Annotated in this window: 18 protein-coding genes and 1 pseudogene; 7 read left to right on the forward strand and 12 right to left on the reverse strand. The window is 61.0% G+C overall.

Annotation, left to right across the window (positions count from 1 at the left end; translation table 11 throughout):
- Position 1: 1 nt before the first annotated feature.
- The 3 genes and pseudogenes from FHP24_RS22725 to FHP24_RS22735 all read right to left on the reverse strand — a co-directional run bounded on the left by FHP24_RS22725 (position 2) and on the right by FHP24_RS22735 (position 3,328).
- The gene (locus FHP24_RS22725; RefSeq protein ID WP_139678518.1) at positions 2 to 1,204 is read right to left on the reverse strand and encodes a pyridoxal phosphate-dependent aminotransferase; all 1,203 of its coding nucleotides are present in this window, start codon (positions 1,202 to 1,204) and stop codon (positions 2 to 4) included.
- Between the two features lie 11 nt (positions 1,205 to 1,215).
- Positions 1,216 to 1,852, reverse strand: a pseudogene (locus FHP24_RS22730) (TetR family transcriptional regulator C-terminal domain-containing protein).
- 114 nt (positions 1,853 to 1,966) lie between these two features.
- Positions 1,967 to 3,328, reverse strand: coding sequence for an LLM class flavin-dependent oxidoreductase (locus FHP24_RS22735; protein WP_139678628.1), 1,362 nt, complete (start codon positions 3,326 to 3,328; stop codon positions 1,967 to 1,969).
- A gap of 105 nt (positions 3,329 to 3,433) precedes the next feature.
- Between FHP24_RS22735 and FHP24_RS22740 the strand changes: the two genes are divergently transcribed.
- Both FHP24_RS22740 and FHP24_RS22745 read left to right on the forward strand, forming a co-directional pair.
- A complete protein-coding gene (locus FHP24_RS22740; RefSeq protein WP_139678519.1) occupies positions 3,434 to 3,988 on the forward strand; it encodes a helix-turn-helix domain-containing protein in 555 nt (184 codons plus the stop codon).
- An 89-nt stretch (positions 3,989 to 4,077) separates the two neighbouring features.
- Positions 4,078 to 4,650, forward strand: coding sequence for a phosphoribosyltransferase family protein (locus FHP24_RS22745; protein WP_139678520.1), 573 nt, complete (start codon positions 4,078 to 4,080; stop codon positions 4,648 to 4,650).
- Here FHP24_RS22745 and FHP24_RS22750 read toward each other — a convergent pair.
- The gene (locus tag FHP24_RS22750) at positions 4,647 to 5,396 is read right to left on the reverse strand and encodes an endonuclease/exonuclease/phosphatase family protein (RefSeq protein WP_139678521.1); all 750 of its coding nucleotides are present in this window, start codon (positions 5,394 to 5,396) and stop codon (positions 4,647 to 4,649) included. The genes FHP24_RS22745 and FHP24_RS22750 overlap by 4 nt on opposite strands.
- A gap of 59 nt (positions 5,397 to 5,455) precedes the next feature.
- Between FHP24_RS22750 and FHP24_RS22755 the strand changes: the two genes are divergently transcribed.
- Positions 5,456 to 6,394 (forward strand): UPF0104 family protein, encoded by a 939-nt coding sequence (locus FHP24_RS22755; protein ID WP_139678630.1) that lies wholly within the window; start codon positions 5,456 to 5,458, stop codon positions 6,392 to 6,394.
- On the opposite strand, the gene FHP24_RS22760 is transcribed toward FHP24_RS22755, so the two are convergent.
- The gene (locus FHP24_RS22760) at positions 6,374 to 7,882 is read right to left on the reverse strand and encodes a phospholipase D-like domain-containing protein (RefSeq protein ID WP_246091903.1); all 1,509 of its coding nucleotides are present in this window, start codon (positions 7,880 to 7,882) and stop codon (positions 6,374 to 6,376) included. The genes FHP24_RS22755 and FHP24_RS22760 overlap by 21 nt on opposite strands.
- A 79-nt stretch (positions 7,883 to 7,961) precedes the next feature.
- Complete coding sequence (locus tag FHP24_RS22765; RefSeq protein WP_139678522.1) at positions 7,962 to 8,168, reverse strand: hypothetical protein; 207 nt, start codon at positions 8,166 to 8,168, stop codon at positions 7,962 to 7,964.
- A gap of 411 nt (positions 8,169 to 8,579) precedes the next feature.
- Here FHP24_RS22765 and FHP24_RS22770 point away from each other — a divergent pair, with 411 nt between their 5' ends.
- Entirely contained in the window at positions 8,580 to 9,086 is a 507-nt protein-coding gene (locus FHP24_RS22770; RefSeq protein WP_139678523.1) for a ferritin-like domain-containing protein, read from the forward strand.
- A gap of 57 nt (positions 9,087 to 9,143) precedes the next feature.
- On the opposite strand, the gene FHP24_RS22775 is transcribed toward FHP24_RS22770, so the two are convergent.
- The 6 genes from FHP24_RS22775 to FHP24_RS22800 all read right to left on the reverse strand — a co-directional run bounded on the left by FHP24_RS22775 (position 9,144) and on the right by FHP24_RS22800 (position 14,975).
- Positions 9,144 to 9,356 carry a hypothetical protein gene (locus FHP24_RS22775; protein WP_139678524.1) on the reverse strand — a complete coding sequence of 71 codons (213 nt, stop codon included), beginning with the start codon at positions 9,354 to 9,356 and terminating at the stop codon, positions 9,144 to 9,146.
- 200 nt (positions 9,357 to 9,556) lie between these two features.
- Entirely contained in the window at positions 9,557 to 9,769 is a 213-nt protein-coding gene (locus tag FHP24_RS22780) for a hypothetical protein (RefSeq protein WP_112458929.1), read from the reverse strand.
- Between the two features lie 98 nt (positions 9,770 to 9,867).
- Positions 9,868 to 10,911: a glycosyltransferase gene (locus FHP24_RS22785; RefSeq protein WP_139678525.1), complete on the reverse strand. Its 1,044-nt coding sequence runs from the start codon at positions 10,909 to 10,911 to the stop codon at positions 9,868 to 9,870.
- A 162-nt stretch (positions 10,912 to 11,073) separates the two neighbouring features.
- Entirely contained in the window at positions 11,074 to 13,041 is a 1,968-nt protein-coding gene (gene asnB, locus FHP24_RS22790) for an asparagine synthase (glutamine-hydrolyzing) (protein WP_139678526.1), read from the reverse strand.
- Positions 13,042 to 13,121: 80 nt separating this feature from the next.
- Positions 13,122 to 14,489 (reverse strand): FAD-containing oxidoreductase, encoded by a 1,368-nt coding sequence (locus tag FHP24_RS22795; protein WP_139678527.1) that lies wholly within the window; start codon positions 14,487 to 14,489, stop codon positions 13,122 to 13,124.
- 9 nt (positions 14,490 to 14,498) lie between these two features.
- Positions 14,499 to 14,975, reverse strand: a complete 477-nt coding sequence (locus tag FHP24_RS22800) for a DUF4126 family protein (protein WP_139678528.1) — start codon at positions 14,973 to 14,975, stop codon at positions 14,499 to 14,501.
- A 235-nt stretch (positions 14,976 to 15,210) separates the two neighbouring features.
- Between FHP24_RS22800 and FHP24_RS22805 the strand changes: the two genes are divergently transcribed.
- The 3 genes from FHP24_RS22805 to FHP24_RS22815 all read left to right on the forward strand — a co-directional run bounded on the left by FHP24_RS22805 (position 15,211) and on the right by FHP24_RS22815 (position 19,740).
- Positions 15,211 to 17,037, forward strand: a complete 1,827-nt coding sequence (locus FHP24_RS22805) for a sensor histidine kinase (protein WP_394344660.1) — start codon at positions 15,211 to 15,213, stop codon at positions 17,035 to 17,037.
- Entirely contained in the window at positions 17,034 to 18,410 is a 1,377-nt protein-coding gene (locus tag FHP24_RS22810) for a sigma-54-dependent transcriptional regulator (protein ID WP_139678529.1), read from the forward strand. The genes FHP24_RS22805 and FHP24_RS22810 overlap by 4 nt, the downstream gene beginning before the upstream one ends.
- Positions 18,411 to 18,756: 346 nt before the next feature.
- Positions 18,757 to 19,740, forward strand: a complete 984-nt coding sequence (locus FHP24_RS22815) for a tripartite tricarboxylate transporter substrate-binding protein (RefSeq protein WP_139678530.1) — start codon at positions 18,757 to 18,759, stop codon at positions 19,738 to 19,740.
- Positions 19,741 to 19,938: the final 198 nt, after the last annotated feature.

Genomic DNA, 19,938 nt, shown 5'->3' on the forward strand with positions numbered 1-19,938 from the left:
ACTAGCGGATGTGCAGCGGCGCTTCCTTATGCGCGACGATGCGGCCGGCAAGGTCCGTGATCCGCTGCATGGCGGTTTCCAGCACATCTTCCGGCACGGTCAGCGAGATGCGCAGGAAACCGGCTGCCTGATCGCCGAATGACGTGCCCGGCATGACCGCCACCTTCTGCTGGCGCAGCAGTTCCCAGGCGAATTCCTCGCCGTTCAGACCCGTCGCCGTGACATCGAGAAGGATGAACATGCCACCTTCCGGCGGCATGGGTTTCACAAGATTGCTGCCTTTGAACGCCTTTTCGACGATCGCCGCGCGACGAGCATAGTTTTCGCGCATCACATCGGCGGTATCGAAATGCTGCGACAAGGCGAGCGCCGTCATGTCCGAGATGAAGGGCTGTACGCCGAACAGCATGGTTTCGGAAACCGGCAGAAGCCTCTCGCAGAATTCTTCCGGGCCGGCGGCCCAGCCGGAGCGGAAACCGGGCGCCGCATGGGATTTCGAGATCGAGGAAACCGCGATCGTCCGTTCCGCCAGTTCCGGCAAATCGAAGGGTGATGCAAACTCGGTGCCGTCGAAGATCAGCTGTTCATACACTTCGTCGGAGATGATCCAGAGATCGTGTTTGCGGCACACCTCGCCGATCGCGGCAATTTCCGCCTTTGTCAGCACCGCACCGGTCGGGTTGTGCGGCGTGTTCAACAGCAGCACGCGAGCTTCCGGGGTGATCGCCCGTTCCAGATCCTCGGCCTGAAGGTGAAAGCGCTTTTCCGGCCGAAGCGGCACCGGGATCATATGCGCGCCGGTTGAGGCAATAACGCCTTCATAGGTCGCGTACAGCGGATCGCCGACCAGCACGCCGTCGCCGGCTTCGACAAGGCCGGTCATCACGCCGTAAAGCGCTGTCTGGGTGCCGGGGAAGCAGAGAAAATTCTTCTCGGTCACACCCTTGCGGCGCTTCGAATATTTTTCGACCAGCGCCTTCAGCACCGCTGGTTCGCCGCGGCCGTTGGAATAACGCGTGCGGCCGGCATACATGGCACGCGACGCTTCATCCAGCAGCGCCTTGTCAGGCGCCACATCCGGCTCGCCGATCGTCAGCTCGATGATCTCCTCGCCTTCGGCCTTCATCCGCCGCGCGGTGAGATGCAGGGCCCAGCGGCCGGAGCCCAGATGGGCGAGGCGGTCGGTGATCGAAGCGTAGCGCATGAAAAGTCCTTTTATCGTTCGGAAGCCAGTTCGCCCGGCTTCAGTCTTAGGAGCGCCTCGACGGAGGCGAGGGCGCTATCGGCCAGTTCGTTCTCGGCAAACAGGTCCGAGGTCAATGTTCCTTCCAGCCACAGCCCGTCGATCAGCGCATTCAGCGAGATGGCGAAGCTGCGGTTTTCCTTCTCCGAAACGGGCGTGCCCCGCTCGTCGAAAAAGTCCGCCACAAGCACCTCCAGCGCGGTCAGGAAGGCAAGATAGTTTTCGCGGTGGATGGCGGCGAAAGTCTGGTCGGTCTGGATATGGCTGATGAAGGCCGCCCAGAGCGACAGCGTGCGGCTGTCGGTCACCGGCGGCGTGACGTTGGCGACGATGAACCGGCGAAGCCTGTCACAGGCCGTATCGCCCGCGTCGGCTGCCGTGACCGCGATTTCCGTCATGCCGTTCATCACGGCAAGATAGGCCGCCTGCAACATCTGGTCCTTGCCGGTGAAGTAGTGCCGGATCAGGCCGGCCGGCGCGGTTGGCGATCTGGCGCACGGTCGCGCCCTGAATGCCGGATTCGGCGATACAGTCCAGCGTCGCGACGATCAGGTCTTCGCGGCGCTCAGCCTCGCTGGCGCGGGTATAGGAGCGACGGGCTGGTGCCATGGGGCGGTCACATTCGTGTTCTTGCTGCCAATCCGGCCCGTATTATACGACCGGATAATTCCCGTACAGAAGCAAGTTGCGATCAGTCATCCTCTGCGCGCATGGCGACCATGTTCAGGTCACGGACCTGAATCTCGCGCCGACATGCCTTGCCGGCAGGCGCGGGCTGTCGAACAGCTTCTCCCGCAGCGTGCCTTCCCGGTAGGCCGTCTTGTAGAGACCGCGGTCCTGCAGGATCGGGATGACCAGTTCGATGATATCGTCGAAACATTCCGGCACGACGGTGCGTGACAGGTTGAAGCCGTCTATGCCGACCTGATCCACCCAGTCGATAAGGGTGTCGGCGATCTTTTCGGCAGAGCCGACCATCGGCACCTGGCGGCTGCCGAGCACCATCTGCTCAAGCAGTTTGCGCTTGGTCCATTGCGGTCCGGCGCTGCGCGTCATGGCCTCGACATTGGAAACGATAGCTGCCGTTTTTGCCGTCCGGATCGGTTCGTCGAGATCGTATCCGGCAAAATCGATGCCGAGAGAGGCGGCGGCATGCACGAGCGCGCCCTCGGAACTCGCATGACTGCGATAGTCCTCGAATTTTTCGCGTGCTTCCTTGTCGGTGCGGCCGGTCACGATGGTTGCACCCATAAAGATCTTGATATCATCGGGGAAACGTCCGGCAGCGATGGCACGGGCGCCGATATCATCGACGATTGCCCGGACGCCCTCGATCTTCTGGCCGTTGACGAAAACACATTCGGCATGGGTGGCGGCGAATTCCCGCCCGCGGGTGGATGAGCCCGCCTGATAAAGAACTGGCGTGCGCTGCGGCGAGGGTTCGCAGAGATGCATGGCGTCGAGGCTGTATTGCTTGCCCTGATGCCGGATCTTTCGCACCTTGGCGGGGTCGGCATATACGCCGTTCGCCCGGTCGGCGACGACGGCGTCGTCCTGCCAGCTTCCCTCGAGCAGGCCGTAGATGACCTCCATATATTCGTCAGCCAGATCATAGCGGTCGTCATGGGCGCTCTGACCGGCAAGGCCGATCGCCCTTGCGGCGCTGTCGAGATAACCGGTGACGATATTCCAGCCGATCCGACCGCCGGTCAGGTGGTCGAGGGTCGACATGCGGCGGGCAAAGAGAAAGGGCGGTTCGTAGGTCAGGTTGGCGGTTACGCCGAAAGAGAGATGTTTGGTCACTGCCGCCATTGCCGGCACCAGCATCATCGGGTCGTTGACCGGCACCTGAACGGCGCCTCTCAGCGCCGCGTCTCCGTTGCCGCCGTAAACGTCGTTGATGCCTAAGACATCGGCCAGAAAGATGCCGTCGAACAGGCCGGCTTCGAGCCTGCGGGCATAATCCATCCAGTAGTTCAGCTGCGCATATCTGTGGGACTGGTCGCGCGGATGGGTCCAGAGACCTTGCTGGATGTGACCGACGCAGTTCATGTCGAAGGCGTTGAACCGTATCTCGCGTCGCATCTGGCCAGCCATGCTATCGCCCTCTCGTTGCGGAAAACTCTCGTCTCCTATATGAATTCAAAGTCTACTATATGAGACAATTTGGATGCAAGGAGCCGTGTCGCGATGGAGCATGATCCTGCCGATGCCATAGCCTCGACGCTGAAGCAGGAGAGGGAGGCGCGCAAATGGTCGCTTGCCGATCTCGCCGAACGTTCGGGCGTCTCCAAGGCGATGATCAGCAAGATCGAGCGTCGGGAGGCAAGCCCGACTGCGACCGTGCTCGGCCGGCTCTCCGGCGCTTTCGGCGTGCCTCTGTCGGTGCTGATCGCATCCGCCGAAAAAGCCGCCGAGCGATTAAGCCTTGCGGAAAAGCAGCCGGTCTGGACCGACCCCGAAACCGGTTATCTGCGCCGGGCGATTTCACCTGCGGGGGCGCCTGCGGAGCTGATCGAGGTTTCGCTCCCGGCCGGTGCCCGGATAACCTATCCCGCATCGGCTTTCGCCTTCCAGCAACAGCAGATCTGGCTGATCGAGGGGCGCCTCGATTTTTCCGAAGGCGGTGTGGAGCATGCTTTGAAAGCAGGCGACTGCCTTCTGCTCGGCGCGCCAAGCGATTGCGCCTTTTCCAACCCCGGCACCTCGCCGGCACGCTATCTGGTTGTGCTTTCTCGCGGCTAGAGTGTTTTCGTGATAGGGTGACGGAACAATCGGCTGATATCGCCGCTTTCTGTTTGAGGAGATGAAGCAACTCTGGGAAGAGGATTTTCATGCAGCCTGAAACACACCCATCCGGTCATGCAGGGCGTGAATTAGCTGACACGCTGTCGGCGCTTTCCCTTGCCGATACGGTCATCATCGCGCTTTCACCTCAAAACGTCGGTCTCGCCTTCGATGTCGCGCAACGTCTCGGCTGTGAACTCGATCTACTGCTCGTCGGCCGCATTCACGCACCCGGTCACCCTGAAACGACGATTGGTTCGGTGATCGATCTCGACGAGCCGCAGACCGTGATCGACGAGGATCTGGCGCGGGAGTTTCATGTGCCGCCGGGTTATCTGAATACCGAAAGACAGCGCCAGCTGTCGGATCTCGAGCGCCGGCATTTCATGTATCTGGGAGATGGCGATGGCCCCTGCCACGATCATGCCGGCAAGGATGTGGTGATCGTCGATGACGGCGTGGAAGCAGCCATACTCCAGCTCGTGCTTCAGCGGCTGGGTACATCAGGCGCGCAGTCGGTTCGCGTCGTCCGGATTGCTTCCAACGACGAGCCGATCGACGATCGCGCGATTGCCCAGTTGCTGAAACAGGCACGGCGCTTCCACAAGCTGCTGCACTAGATCTCGATTGTCGCCAGCAGCGGCAGATGGTCTGAAGCAAGTCTGGCAAGCGGGGTGGAGATCACCTCGGCGTTCAGCACCGCGATTTCCTTTGATGCGAATATGTGGTCGAGCCTCAAAAGCGGAAAACGTGAGGGAAAGGTCGGGCGCAGTTGTCCGGCCATTGTGTTGCGCGCATCCGCCAGCGCGCCGGCAAGCCGCTTGTAGGGCGGGCTGGACGGGATCGAGTTGAAATCGCCTAAGAGCACCACCGGCTGATCGGTGACCCGATCGTTTCCCAGCCATTCCGGCCCGAGCAGGACTTCCGCCTGACGCAAGCGGTCGATGCGTCTCAGGCCCAGATGGGTGTTGAAGACCTGCAGGCGTTTATCGCCAATCTCGACCTCGATCCACAATGCGCCACGCTGCTCGCCGACCGATGGCAGAGGCCCTGCCTTGACCATTTCGGCCGGAAAGGCGGTCAGGATCGCATCGCCATAGCGTTCCTCCTCGACATCGAGGGCGGCATGGAAATGATGCTGCATCTTGAGGATTTCGGCGATCGCATGCGCCTGATCGATGCCACCTGAGCGCTTTCGTCCGACGTCTAGTTCCTGCAGGCCGATGATGTCGGGCTTTTCCGCCGCGATCACCTCGGCGACACGTTCCGGTGCCAGCCGCCGGTCGGTGCCGATGCAACTGTGCACATTGTAGGTCAGGAGTTTCAGGCGGCGGGAAGCCGATAATTTGGCCGGCGGTGACTGCATGGGCAGGGAACACCTTGGACGGGTTTTCGTTCCCCTTCTTCAATATGACAGGAGCAATGATGATCGGCAGGAAGCATATTTTACAACTGGCTGTCCTTGCCGCCGTCTGCGTTGCCGCCTTTCTCGTTTATCGCAGCCTTGGCCGATACACCTGGGACGAGGTGACGGAGGCCGCCGAGGCCATTCCCGTTGTCAGATTTGCGGGTGCCCTTTTCTTCGTCGCCGCATCCTATCTGTGCCTCACCGGTTTCGATACGCTGGCGGTCCGTTACGTCAAAAGAACGCTGGCATGGCGGCAGACGGCACTTGCGTCCTTCTGCGCGCTGTCGATCGGCCATAATGTCGGCATGGCGGCGCTCAGTAGCGGTGCCGTGCGTTACCGGTTCTATTCGCGATGGGGGCTGACGGGAGGAGATATCGCCAGGGTGATCGGCTTTTGCGGCATTACCGTCGGGCTGGGGCTGTCGACACTCGCAGCGATCGTGCTGCTTCTCGATCTGGGGCCGGATACCGATCTTTTCGGCATCGGCCAGGAAACGAGGGTGGCGGCGGGGCTTGCCTGCCTGATCGTGCCCGTTGCCTATCTTTGCCTCTGTGTTTTCCGTGTGCCGGTGCGGCTTCGAACATGGCGTCTGGAACCGCCGTCGCTCGGTCTGGCGCTTCTGCAGATCGGCGTCGGCACACTGAATTTTGCCTGTGTCGCCGCGGCAATCCACCAGCTCACGGCGGTGTTCGGCGATATCACCTATTTCGAGGTTGCCGGCGCCTATGTCACGGCCAATGTCGCGGCTTTGATCAGCCATGTTCCGGGCGGGCTCGGAGTGCTTGAGGCGACCATGCTCGGCATCCTGCCGGGCACGAAGATCATCGGCGCACTTGTGGCCTTCCGGGTGCTGTATTTCTTCGTGCCGCTGATGATCGGCCTGCCGACATTTCTTGCCAGCGAGGCCTATTATCGTCGTCGGCCTTACCGCTTCTCAGAACATTCGATGGGCTGAGAAGCGCGACAGGAGGCGGCGGAAGCCTGACTGGATCTGCGGAACCGGCCAGAAGGGCTGCTTGGGATCGATGATGCTGGTGCCGGGAAGGGATTCCGTCTCGCCCTTTTCGACATCCACATCGAAAGGCTTCAGGTGCCGCCCATTGACGTTCAGCATCTCGATGGTGCGGATCAGCGATCCGGTTTCGGCGAAATGCTGGCGCACCAGCGCCGGCTCGGCTGCCAGGTGTTCGGCAATGAGGTCGATCCGCAATTCCGCAATGGCTTCGCGCCCGGCCGCGTCCTGCGGCTCCATGGCCAGATCGCTCTCGGTATCGAGGCCTTCCGAACGGTTGTTGAGATTGGACGAACCGACGCGCACGAAGCAGTCGTCGGCGATGATCAGCTTCGAGTGGACGATGATCTCGCGTTCGCCGCCCTTGCCATCCGGCGTCACCGCATAAAAGACCCGCAGCCGGTCGTAGCGGTCGGCGCGTTTCAGCCGGCGGATCAGCCGCGTGCGATTTTGGCCCATCATCAGCTTTTCGAGAAAACCGTGGGATTCGCGGGTGACGAGCACGACGATTTCCGGGCCGTTCTGCTTGCGCAGCCGCTTGGCGAGCGTGCGGGCCACGCCGAAGGAGGCGAGATATTGCGTCTCGATATAAAGATGTTTTTCGGCCGCCTTCAGCGCATCATGGGTCAGGCGTATCGCCTCGCGATGGCCGCGGCGTCCCTTCCACTTCCATGGTTCGGTCAGTGCAAGGCCGGTCGGGCAATCGCGCAAGGCGGGCTCGATATCGGACGGCCAGGGGGCTGGGCCGGGCACGTCGACGGGTAAAAGCTCCTCACTATGGGTCTTTTTCCACCTGCGCCGCGCGACATCGCCGATCAGCCTTGCTGCGTCACCGGTTACGATGGTCTGCATGTCATGCACCGGTCCATAGGACGTGCCGTCCGGCGAGATCCGTGCCGGATTGACGATCGTGTGCTGCCGGTCGTCCCAGCGGCGGGCGGTCAGGTCGATACCGCCCATGAAAGCGGTCTTGTCGTCGATCACGACGATCTTCTGGTGGTGGCTTGCTCTCAAGGGGTGACGGAAATCGAAGCGCAAGGCGATGCGCGGGTGGTCTGCCCATTCCATCTTGCCGAACATGCGGAAACTCTTGCCAGAATAGATCGGCCCCATGCCCCAGACGAGAATGCGGATTTCTAGGTCCGGCTTTTCCTCGACCATGCGGCGCAGCAGGGCGCCGATCGTTTCGGAACCTTCCTGCCGCGGACGCAGGCGAATGTCGGGATTGAAATCCCAGCCGACGATAAGGACCGATCGTTCCGCCTTGCGCAGGACTTCGTCGAGGCGGTTGAAATAATCCTCGCCATCGATGAGAAAAGCGATGCGCTCCGCCTTGGCGGAACGCCAGACGTTCCGGCCGGGCTTGATGACCCGCATGCGACCGGAAACCGGATCCATCAGATCAGGATTGGAAAAACTGCTCACGTCCACCTTGCGCCACCTCGTCATGTCTGACGGATGAACGCCAAGGTTTTAGATTTTGTTCCCGCGACAGGAACGCTCTTTCAGCTTATCCAGCCTTCTGCATCTGCGGTGCAGAGACCTTGGTGTCGAACGAACCCGTATAGGTATCATCCACAACTTCCATAGCAACGAATACGGCGACCAGAATCCCGGCCGTCACCACCAGCAGTTTCCACAGGCACGGTTTGAATTCTGCCGGCTGCTGGGACCGAGACGCATCGCGGCCCGGCATGCTCTTACTCGATACTGTCATGTCGTTCTCTTTGATGCCGCCGGTTACGCCGCATTTGCTGGCGGCATGTAGACTGGCGGTCTGTTTGTCTCATCCGGATTAGGCAACGGCGCCTCATCGGGCAGCCTGTCAGGTTCCGGTTCGTCGATCGGCGGATCTGGGGTCCATCCTGGCGCCGGCATAGGCGGCTGCTCTGTGGGCTCTCGTGGATCTGGGATCATCGGCGCCTCCATTAATGCATCGACAACCCTCGGCGCAAGTGATGGTTCCCACTTTTTTAACAGGAGCTGATATGCCGCGTTTGCATCTCTCGATGGCATATAGCGACAATTTCGCGCAGTATTGCGTGGAACTTCCCGCCATGGTTCGGGGTTGCCTCTGGCGATCACGGACCTGTGTATTATCTTCGTGATGAGACGAGGGAGAAGCCGGATGACCCATGCGAAAGACAATTTCATTGCCTGGCTGAAGAGTGCTCACGCGATGGAGGAACAGGCGATCACCTCGCTCACGGCGCAGACGCGGCGGCTGGAAAACTATCCCGATCTCAAGGCGCGTATGCTCGAACATCTCGACGAGACGCGACGCCAGGCAGAAGCGCTGCAGACCCTGCTCAACGATTTTTCCGGTGCGCCTTCTACGCTCAAGGACATTGCCGGTCGCATTGCCGCCACCGTACACGGTATCCCCGCATTGGTGATGAGCGACGAGGTGGTAAAATTCACGGCTCAGGCCTATGCGTTCGAGCATCTGGAGATCGCCACCTACCGCATGCTGATCACGGCCGCCGACGAATTGGGTGAAACCGAAGCCCAGGCCGTGTTCAAACGAATCCTTGCGCAAGAGACGGCGATGGCCACGTGGCTTGAAGACAATCTCGATCCCATCACCCGCGTTTTCCTGATGCGCGACGAACGGGATCTTCAGGCGAAGCGATAGAGCAATTCCAGCAAAAGCAGGAAGCGTTTTTGCGCCTGGAATTGCGGTGAAACTGTTCTAGCCGAAGAAATTGTTGTCGTCGAAGTGGCGATGCAGGCTTTTTTCGTCCTTCACTCCGCGCTGGTAAAGCTGGATCATGGCGACCGCCACTTCACTGGCGGCAGCACTGCCGCCATGCAGGCCGCGCTCCACGCACACGTCGTCGAACACGCGTTTCAGGAAAGTCAGGTCGTTCGGATCGAAAGCATTGCTTTCTACTGCCGGAATCATGCTCTGCCTCCATCATGGGGGCGAAAGAATTCAGGTCGAAACCCTCCGTCTTCCAGTCGCCGGAGCCCTGTCCAGTAGCCGACGATGGGGTGAGCCTACTCCGTTCCGCCGCCGTTTCAAGCGGCGGCAGATTAAATCGAAGTAATGATTCGGTGATCCCGTTTCACTCGCCCTTCACTGGCGGTGAATGCCGGCGGATGTCAGTCCAGATGGTTGGTTTCGTTGTCGTGAAACTGCTCGTTGCGAACCGTTTTGCCGTCCAGTCCGCGCTCGCGCGAATGCTGGGCCTTGTCGCGGTTGGACAGTACCATGTTGTCGGGGAGAATAGCCTTGTCGATATCGGTCATCGCACCGTTGCCGCTGCTTTTTCCCTGTGCGCCGGAACCGATATGTTTCGAGCTGGCATTGGCCATGTGGTCGTCCTCCTTGTCACGTGGCTACCATCTCGAAACGAGCCAGCGGAGGATTTGATCCGAAGAATGTTTGGTACCCCATGCGGCGAAATTGCAGCTTAGTGGGTAACCTTGGCCAGGCCGGCATCATAGCCGGTCATCGCTTGATCGGTCTCGCGGCTGACTTCCGCATCGGGCTCGCCGAGAATGCGGCTTTCGATCCAGGAGCGGGGGTTGCGGCGCGGAGTGATGTAACCGACCGGAAGCGCCACCGCCTGAAGGAAGCGGACGATCACGGTATAAAGACCGGTCTTGAGGCGACCGGTACGATAGGACGTGATGCCGACCGCAACGGCAAGGCCTGCGGCGATGATGAGGGCCGGCTGGGTCATGCCGGGAAGTGTCGCCAGCAGCACGGCTGAGGCGAGGATAAAGGTCGAGGCAAGCGCCAGCATGCCGAGTTCCGGCAGGTCACGCAGCAGCCGATAGAAATAGGGTTTTCCTGTTGCCGCCCGCAGCAATTCGCCGATGCCGAAGGGTTCCTTGGTTCTGACCTGCTGCAGAAGCAAATCGCGCGAGCGCGCATCGCGACCGTGATGACGGGCGAAAGGGCGATCCAGCCGGTGCAGCTTCCAACCGGTGCTGCGCAGCCGGATGCCGAGGTTCAGCTCCTCGTAACCATGGAGGTTGCGGTCGGCCATGTAATCGATCGCATCGACAGCCCGGCGGCGGTAAAGCCCGCCTCCCGCCAGCTGATCCACCGAGCCGATGCGGTTGTCGGAGGCAAAGCCGTTGGCGGATGCCGCCGTCTCGATATGGCCGGTGACGCCGCCGCTGCGCGGATGGCGGTCGAGAAAATGGATCGCCTCTTTCAGGAAGCCGGGATCGAGCTCCATGTCGCCTTCGATCATGCAGACGAAATCGTGCTGCGCATATTGATAACCGAGCTGCGCGCCGGCGCCGCTGCGAAAACGCGCGGGGCGGGCAATCTGGGCCAGCCGCACGGGGTAACCCGCTGCAATCTCGGTCGTACGGTCACGCGAGCCGAGATCGGTGACGATCACCTCGCCCTGTCCATCCGGCAGGGCTTTGAGCGCGGTCTCGATCGTGCGCGCAATGCGCTTTTCGTCGTCCAAAGTCTTGATGATGATCGATACGGTCATGGTGTCTAACTCCCTGACTTGGTCGCGATGTCTGCCACACGTTTCGATCGTGGCACGGCTTGACCGAAGGCTTAAAGGCAGCTCGTTCCGATCCTCATAAAGACAATACTAAAATTTTAGCGATCACGCGAGCGTGAGGTATGAAAAGCTGCGCTCGCAGCCTCACGGCTGACTTTTCGCAACCGCTGCCGTCTCGGTAACCGATTGTTTTATCGCGAATTGATCGGCCCATAATTGCGTCGAAAGAATTCCGACAAAGGCGGCGTTATCGCGGAAACCGGCGACATCCTGCTTGCGGCATTTCGCATAAAGCTTGGAAACAGCCATTGGATTGAACAGACCGGTTGAAGCAACCGTGCGTTCTGACAGCATCTCGGCGACATAGGGCCGTTCGTCGGTGCCGGGGCCGGTGAATGAGCGGCTGTCCGGTGCGCGATAGGGCTGTTTCTGCCGCTCGATCACGCTTGGTGGCACAAGCCTCGTCGCAGCCTCGCGCAGAATGTGTTTTTCGCGCAGGCCACGCAGCTTGGCATCCGGCGAAAGTCTGGTCGCGAACTCGACCAGACGGTGATCGAGAAAGGGGAAACGGCCCTCGATGCCATGCGCCATCGCCATTCGGTCGCCTTGGCTGGACAGGATATAGCCCGGCAGCAGAAGACGGGTTTCGAGATACTGGGCCTGATGTAACGGGTGCCAACGACCGAAACGCTCGGGAAGCCGTGCGGCAAGCTCTTCGGCTGCATCGTAATCGCCGAGCGTCTGGCGCAGATCTGCGGAATAAAAGATTTTTGCCGCTGCCGTGCTTTTCATCCGCGGCCGGTGTGAGAAAAGCGGATCGGACCGATCGGTGCCAGATATGTTGAAGAAGGCAGCCAGATATTCTGCCGATTGCTGTTTCAGCCCCGGCAGATAGGGGTAAAGTTTTTTGAACAGATGCGGCCTAATCTTCGAACCCGGCTGACAGGCGCAGAAGCGGCGGACTTTTGCTTCCCTGAAAATGTCGTAGCCGGCAAATATTTCGTCGGCGCCTTCGCCGGTCAGGACCACCTTCATGCCGTTGTCGCGCACCAGCCCTGCCAGCGTGTAGAGCGGCGCAGGGGCGGTGCGTAATATCGGGCGTTCGGTAAAGCGGACGATCTCGGGAAATGCCGCCGCGATGGCGTCAGGTGATGACGCGACAGAGCGGTGACGGGTGCCGAGCGCCGAAGCCACCTCACGCTGAAAACTGCTTTCGTCATGTTCGGCGCTGTCGAAGGTGACGGAGAAGGTGTTCAGCCCGTCTGGTGCCATCGGTGCGGCCAGCGCCGTGATCAGCGAGGAATCGAGCCCGCCGGACAGATAGGAACCGACCGGCACGTCTGCACGCATCCTAAGCCGCACCGCGTCGCTCAGCAGGGCGCGCAGTTCTTCGCAATGGTCGGTATCGCCAGACAGCCCACGCTCGCCCGCATCGGGATAATCGAGTGACCAATATGATCTCAGCCGGTTCCTTCCGCCTTCGCGGATCAGCAGCTGGCCGGGTTCCAGCTCGAAAATATTGCGGAAAGCGGTGCGCGGGGCGATCGGCGCCCAGAGGGTAAAGATCTGGTCGAGCGCGAAAGGATCGAGTTCGGCATCGATGCCGGGCACCGTCAGCAGCGCCTTCACTTCCGAGGCGAAATAGAGCGTTCCCTTGTGTTCGGTGTAAAAAAGCGGCCGCACGCCCATCCGGTCCCGCGCCAGCATCAGCTTGCGTTCCGTTGCGTCCCATATGGCGAAGGCGAAATCGCCGTTCAGCTTTTCCAGGCAGCGCTCGCCGTCAAAGGCATAGAGCTGCAGCAGCACTTCCGTGTCGGATCCGGTGCGGAAGATCGCTCCGCGTGCCTTCAACTCGTCGCGCAGTTCGACATAGTTGAAGATCTCGCCGTTGAAGGCGATCGTGTAGCGCCCGTCGGCGCTTGTCATCGGCTGCTGGCCATCGACAAGCCCGACAATCGACAGGCGCACATGCGAGAGGCCGATGCCGGGTGCAGTCCAGATGCCGCTGCCATCCGGCCCGCGATGGACGATCGCCTGTCCCATGGAGGACAAAAGCTGCGGCGCGTATTCCGCTCCCAACCCTTCTCCCGCGTAACCTGCAAATCCGCACATGTTTTCCATCCAGAACAGGATCGTCCGATCCCGTTCATAAGCGGAAAAGCTTGCCGATCCCCTTATGCCAAGAGGATGTCCTATTTCATCGACAACACGACGGTCGGCCAGAGTTCCGATACGGTCGGATGGATTGGTACTGCCCAGCGCAGGTCATCGTAACTCGCGCCGACATTCATCAGATCGAGCACGCCGTGGATTGCCTCATCGCCGCCGGTTCCGAGCAGCGCGGCACCAAGAATCTTCTTCGTCTTCGCATCGGCGACGATCTTCATGAAACCCTTGGTCTCGCCCTTTTCGACGGCGCGGCCGACATTGGTCATCGGTCGCGTGCCGACCAGCACATCATGGCCCGCCTTGCGCGCCTCTGCCTCGCCCAGGCCGACACGGCCGAGCGGCGGGTCTATAAACAGCGCATATCCGAGGAGGCGTTGTGAAACCTTGCGGTCCTCGCCGTCGAAGAGATTGGCGGCGATGATCTCGAAATCGTTATAGGCGGTGTGGGTGAAGGCGCCACGGCCGTTGCAGTCTCCCATCGCCCAGATGCCTTCGACACCGGTGGCCAGCCTGTCGTCCACCCTGATGAAACCACGTCCATCGAGTTCCACGCCGGCCTTGTCGAGGCCGAGATCGTCGGTATTCGGCCGGCGTCCGACGGCGAGAAGCACGTCTGATCCGATCACTTCCGGCTCGCCTTCGTCGCAGTTCACGCCGATCGCGATACCCTGTTCATGCCTGCGGAAACGGATACATTCAGCACCGGTCCGGATATGGATACCCTCGGCCTCGAGGATTTCGCGAACCGCGGCGGAAATGTCATCGTCCTCGCGGCCGATCAGCCTCGGGCCTTTTTCGACAACGGTCACTTCCGCGCCGAAGCGCCGATAGATCTGCGCATATTCCAGCCCGATATAACTGCCGCCGACAATGACGAGATGTTTCGGCAGCCGGTCGAGCAGAACTATGTCGGAATTTGTCATGTAGGGAACGTCGCTGATGCCGGCGAAATCTGGGATTGTTGCCCGCGAGCCGACATTCAGGAATATCTGCGGGGCAGTCAGAAGTTCGTCACCGACACGAATGACGTTTTTGCACTCGAACCGGGCATGGCCGCGGATGAGCGTGCAATGCGGCATGCCTTCCAGCCAGGTCTCGTTGCCATGACGGCTGTCGAGCGTCACCTTGTGCGAACGGCGCATCACCGCCGGCATATCAACCGAAACCTCACCGCCGATGCCGATACCGTAATCCGACGCGCGGCGAGCTAAATGGGCGGCATAGGCGCTGGCGACCAGCGTCTTGGTCGGCTTGCAGCCGGTATTGACGCAGGTTCCGCCGACATGTTTGCGCTCGATGATCGCGACGGTCTTGCCGGCATCGTTGAACCGGCCGGCAAGCGAAGGTCCTGCCTGACCCGCACCGATTATAATCGCATCGAAGCTTTTCATGCGATTTCCTCAGACGGTGGGCGTTCCGGGTAGCAACATCATGATGACCACGGCGGCGACGATTGCGATCGCATCCTCGATGAAGGCGGCCGGCGGGTCCTTGCCGAAGCTTGTCGCAAGCGTGGCGCGAAGCCAGGCCCCGCCATAGGTGCCGGCGACGGCACCAAGGACGCCGGATACAAGACCGGCGATCCAAGTGCCGTAAGGCGCGCCGATCGCGGCACCTGCGAGAGCACCGGTCAGAAGACGGGTGATGAACTGCTGCGGCACCTTGCGGCTCGGCGTGTTCGGCAACTGGTCGGTCACCAGTTCGACAAGCGCGACCACGGTGAGCAGCATCGCTGCCCATATCGTGCCGAGAAAGGCGATCCAGGTGCCGGAAAGATCAAGAAATCCGCCATAAGCGGCCCAGGAAACGGCCGCCAGCGGCATCATGGCCCGCAGGCCGGCGACGATGCCCATGAAAAGCGCAAGCAAGGAAACCATTCGAACCCCTCTTGCCGCCTGTAGCGGCCTGCCCTCATTGAGTGCACATCGACGCGATATCCTACCGCAAGTCAAGCGTCTTGGACGGGACTGCTGCTGTTGGCGGCATTCCTTGTCGGTCTTTGCTCATGACAGAGTTCTCGAACACACCCGTAATGCGAGAAGCCAGTAGTAAATTCCGCCGTGCTCCGTAAGATATGCGCGTTATGGTCGAGGGAGGAGGAGCCCTTCGGACGTGAAGCATCGTATTTCGGCAGTTTTTATCCTGTGTCTTGCGCTCGGTCTCGTGCTGACGTGGAAGGTGCACGACCTTGTGGCGCATAGCTACATGGACGAAGCGGAACTGCAGGCGGCGACGACCTTGAGGCTGGCGGTTTCGGCGCTCGACGGGCATCTCAAGCGCTACGAGGCGCTGCCAGCGCTGACCGCCGATGACGAGATCATCGAGGTTCTGATCGAGGATCCGGGCAACGCGGCGCTGCGGCTCTCCGCCAACCGCTATCTGAAATCCGTCAACGCGCTTTTGAAATCCTCCGACATCTACATCATGACCATGGACGGCACGACGATTGCTGCCAGCAATTACGATACGGCCGTCAGTTTCGTCGGCGAGAACTTCAGCTACCGCCCCTATTTTCAGGAGGCGGCGCGCGGCGAACAGTCCCGCTTCTTCGCGGTCGGCACGACATCGGCCAAGCGCGGCTATTATTTCAGCTCGCCCATCGTGATGTATGGCAGGATCGCGGGTGTCATCGTCTTCAAGGTTGATCTCGATACGATCGAGGCTTCTTGGGCCGGCGGTGACGACCGGATTTTCGTGTCCGATCCGGAAGGCATCATCTTCATGACGGGCAGCGATGAGTGGCGCTTTGCCGCCATCTTAGCCCTGACGCCGGACCGCATTGCCCGCACCGAAACCTCGCGGCGTTATGCGGATGCGAAACTGCATGAACTGCCGCTTTCTTACGGCAGCTTTGCCGGCCACGAGACGATGCTGATCCGGAACGGCAGTGCGGAACGGGAATATCTTTATGTATCGCAGGCCATGCCGGGGGCGGGATGGACGGTGAATGTGCTGATGGACGCGGCCTCGGTGCGTTGGCAGGCGCAGACGATGATGGCGGCGGTGTTTCTTGCGCTCTGCCTTGCCGGGCTTGCCTCGGCGATCGTGTTGCAGCGGCGAGCGCGGCTTGCGGAGCGGATGCATTTGCAGGCGGAAGCGCAGAACGAGCTGGAGCGCCGGGTGGAGGAGCGCACCGCAGCACTTGCCCGCGTCAACAGCCGGATCGAAAAGGAGATTGCCGAGCGTCGGCTGACGGAACGTCGGTTGCGCCAGACCCAGGCCGATCTCGTACAGGCCGGAAAGCTGGCAGGCCTCGGCCAAATGTCGGCAGCCCTCTCCCACGAACTCAACCAGCCGCTTGCGGCGGCCAAGACCTATGCGGAGACGACCGGATTGCTGATCGACCGCGGCCGTGTCGAGGATGCCGCCGACAATCTCAAGCGCATTTCGGCGCTGATCGACCGCATGGCCTCGATCAGCCGGCATCTGCGGAATTTCGCCCGCAAGCCGAACGAAAAGCTCGGAGCCGTCAGCGTCGAGGATGTTATTCGCGATACGATCGAAATCGTTTCGGCGCGGCTCAAGGCCGCCGATGCGGAACTGCACATCACGGTCGAACCGGGGTTAGTTCGAGTGATGGCGGGTGCCGTGCGATTGCAGCAGGTTCTGGTCAATATCGTCACCAATGCTGCCGATGCCGTCGAAGGGCTTGAAGACCGGCGGATCGACGTTTCAGCATCTGGTGCCGGCGAGAAGGTCATGATCATCGTGCGCGATCGCGGGCCGGGCGTGCCGGCTGCCATCCGCGAGCGCATCTTCGATCCGTTCTTCACCACCAAGGGTGTCGGCAAGGGGTTGGGGCTCGGCCTGTCGATCTCCTACAACATCATCAAGGATTTCGGCGGCAGCCTTTCCGTCACCGATCATCCGGAAGGCGGGGCGGTGTTCGCCATCGAACTCGATGTGGCTGATGCAAGCGTGATGGAGGCGGCCGAATGACAATCCAGCAACGAGTGCTTCTGGTCGATGACGAGGAGGAACTTCGCCGTTCCACCGCACAGGCGCTGGAACTCTTCGACCTCACCGTCGATACTTTCCCTAACGCAGAAAACGTCCTGGAGCTTTCCGGATTCGGTTTCGATGGCGTGATCGTCAGCGATATCCGCATGCCGGGGCTGGACGGCATGACGCTGCTGCACCGGATCCGCGAACTCGATGCGGAAATCCCGGTCATCCTCGTCACCGGCCATGGCGACGTGCAATTGGCGGTGAAGGCGATGCGCGAGGGGGCTTACGACTTCCTCGAAAAGCCGTTCACGCCACAGCATCTTGCCGGCGTCATCCGCCGGGCGCTGGAGCGGCGCTCGCTGATCCTCGAAAACCGGCGCTTGAGAGCGGTTGCCGGCAAGCGGGACGATGTCGAGGCTCGCATGCCGGGTCGCACGCAGGTGATGGTCGACCTGCGTTACCGGATCCGCGCGATCGGCGCGACGGATGCCGATACGCTGGTGATCGGCGATACGGGTGTCGGCAAGGAAGTGGTGGCGCGGGCGCTGCACGATATCAGCCCGCGCGCCAACCGGCCGTTTATCGCGATCAACTGCGCGGCGCTTCCCGAAACGCTGATCGAAAGCGAGCTTTTCGGGCATGAGGCGGGAGCATTTCCGGGGGCGCTGCGGCCGCGTTACGGGAAATTCGAACATGCGCGGGGAGGGACCATCCTTCTCGACGAAATCAGCTCCATGCCTTTTGACCTGCAGGCAAAGTTCCTGCGGGTGCTGCAGGAGCGGGTGATCACAAGGCTCGGATCGAACGAGACCGTGCCGCTCGATGTGCGGTTCATCGCCACCAGCAAGGTGGATCTCGAGGCCGAGGTGGCGGCCGGGCGGTTCCGTGCCGATCTTCTCTACCGGCTGAATGTCGCGACGGTCCATGTTCCGGCGCTATCGCAGAGGCGGGCGGATATTCCGCTTCTCTTTCTGCAGCTGGTGCGCGAGGCGGCGGCGCGTTACGGCCGCGAGGACATGATCGTGCCGCCGGATATCATCTCGCTGATCGCCCAGCGGGACTGGCCGGGCAACGTCCGCGAGTTACGCAACGCCGCCGACCGGCTGGTTCTGGGGCTCGATCCGGGCTCGGGAGAGCCGGGCGGGGCGGTAAAGGAGAATGGTGGAAGGCTGGCGGAAAAGGTCGCCGCCTTCGAGCGCAGTCTCATCGCTGGCGAGATCGCGGCCCATGGCGGGGCGCTGAAGCCGGTTTATGAAACGCTCGGTATTTCCCGCAAGACGCTTTACGAAAAGATGCAGAAATACGGACTCGACAAAAAGATGCTGGGAGTCGAGAGCCTGTCGCAGGACGATCGCGGAGAGTGAGGTGATCTCCTCCCTCATTCCTGTGCTCGTCACAGGAATCCAGTCACGCGAAGTCCTTCGCGTGAAACGAGTCTTTGCACCGCAGACGCGGCGCTGCTGGATCCCTGTGACAAGCACAGGGATGAGGAGAGGTGACAATCCGCCATACCATCCTTGGGTGGAGATCCACCCATCGCATTCAGGCATTGTTCCCAAATCCACCCATGGTGCGCTGCGATTTGAATATTATCATCTCTGGTCAGTGTTGGAGCCAATTGCCAGCGCTTCGGTAAGCTCCGCAAATGAAGCCAAGCAGGCGCCGGAGGAGATGTGCGCCAGCGGATTTTGGTCCTTGGAGGAGGAAATCATGAAATTGTTCAACGCCGTTCTCGGCGCAACTGCGCTTGCCGCCGTGTCGCTCGCATCCGTGCAGGTTTACGCGCAAGGTTATCCCGAGCGCCAGATCACCATGGTCGTGCCGTTTGCGGCCGGCGGGCCGACCGATACGGTTGCCCGTCTCGTTGCCGAATCGATGTCTAAGGATCTCGGCCAGCAGATCGTCGTCGAAAATGTCGGTGGTGCGGGTGGCTCGCTCGGTGCCGGTCGTGTCGCGGCGGCCGAAGCCGACGGCTACACCGTGCTGCTGCACCATATCGGCATGGCGACCAGCGCCACACTTTACCGCAAGCTCGCCTATGACACGCTGAACGCCTTCGAATATGTCGGCCTCGTCACCGACGTGCCGATGACGATTGTTGCCCGCAAGGACATGGAAGCGAACGACCTCAAGGGCCTCGTCGACTATGCCAAGGCCAATGCCGACAAGGTGACGGTGGCCAATGCTGGCATCGGCGCTGCCTCGCATCTCTGCGGCATGCTGTTCATGAGCGCCATCCAGACGCCGCTCGTTACCGTTCCCTACAAGGGCACGGGACCTGCGATGACCGATCTTCTCGGTGGCCAGGTCGATATCATGTGCGACCAGACGACGAACACGACGAAGCAGATCCAGGGCGGCACGATCAAGGCCTATGCGGTCACCTCGCCGGAGCGTCTCGAGATCTTCAAGGACCTGCCGACCGTCAAGGAAGCCGGGCTTGAAAGCATGACGGTGGGTATCTGGCACGGCATATACACGCCGAAGGGCACGCCGGCCGAGATCAACGAACGGCTGTCGAAGTCGCTGCAGGGCGCGCTGAAGGATCCGAACATCACCGCACGCTTCGCCGAACTCGGCACCAAGCCATCGCCCGAAACCGACGCCACGCCGGCGGCGCTGAAAGCCAAGCTCGAAAGCGAAATCACCCGCTGGAAGCCGATCATCGAGGCTGCAGGGCAATACGCGGATTGATCAGACGGTCGGATGGGGGTGCGGCATGCAGCGGCGGCGCTGGAGCAAGCTCGCCCCCTCTGGCCTGTCGGCCATCTCCCCCACAAGGGGGAGATCAAGTGCCTCATGATCATCGCCTCCAACAGTCCTTGAGTGGCCAGACAAAGCGCAGAACGCAAACGCCGAATTTGATTGGCGAGCGGCGCCCCAGCTGATCTC

It is taken from the genome of Aliirhizobium smilacinae, from assembly GCF_006335145.1.
GTDB lineage: Bacteria > Pseudomonadota > Alphaproteobacteria > Rhizobiales > Rhizobiaceae > Neorhizobium > Neorhizobium smilacinae.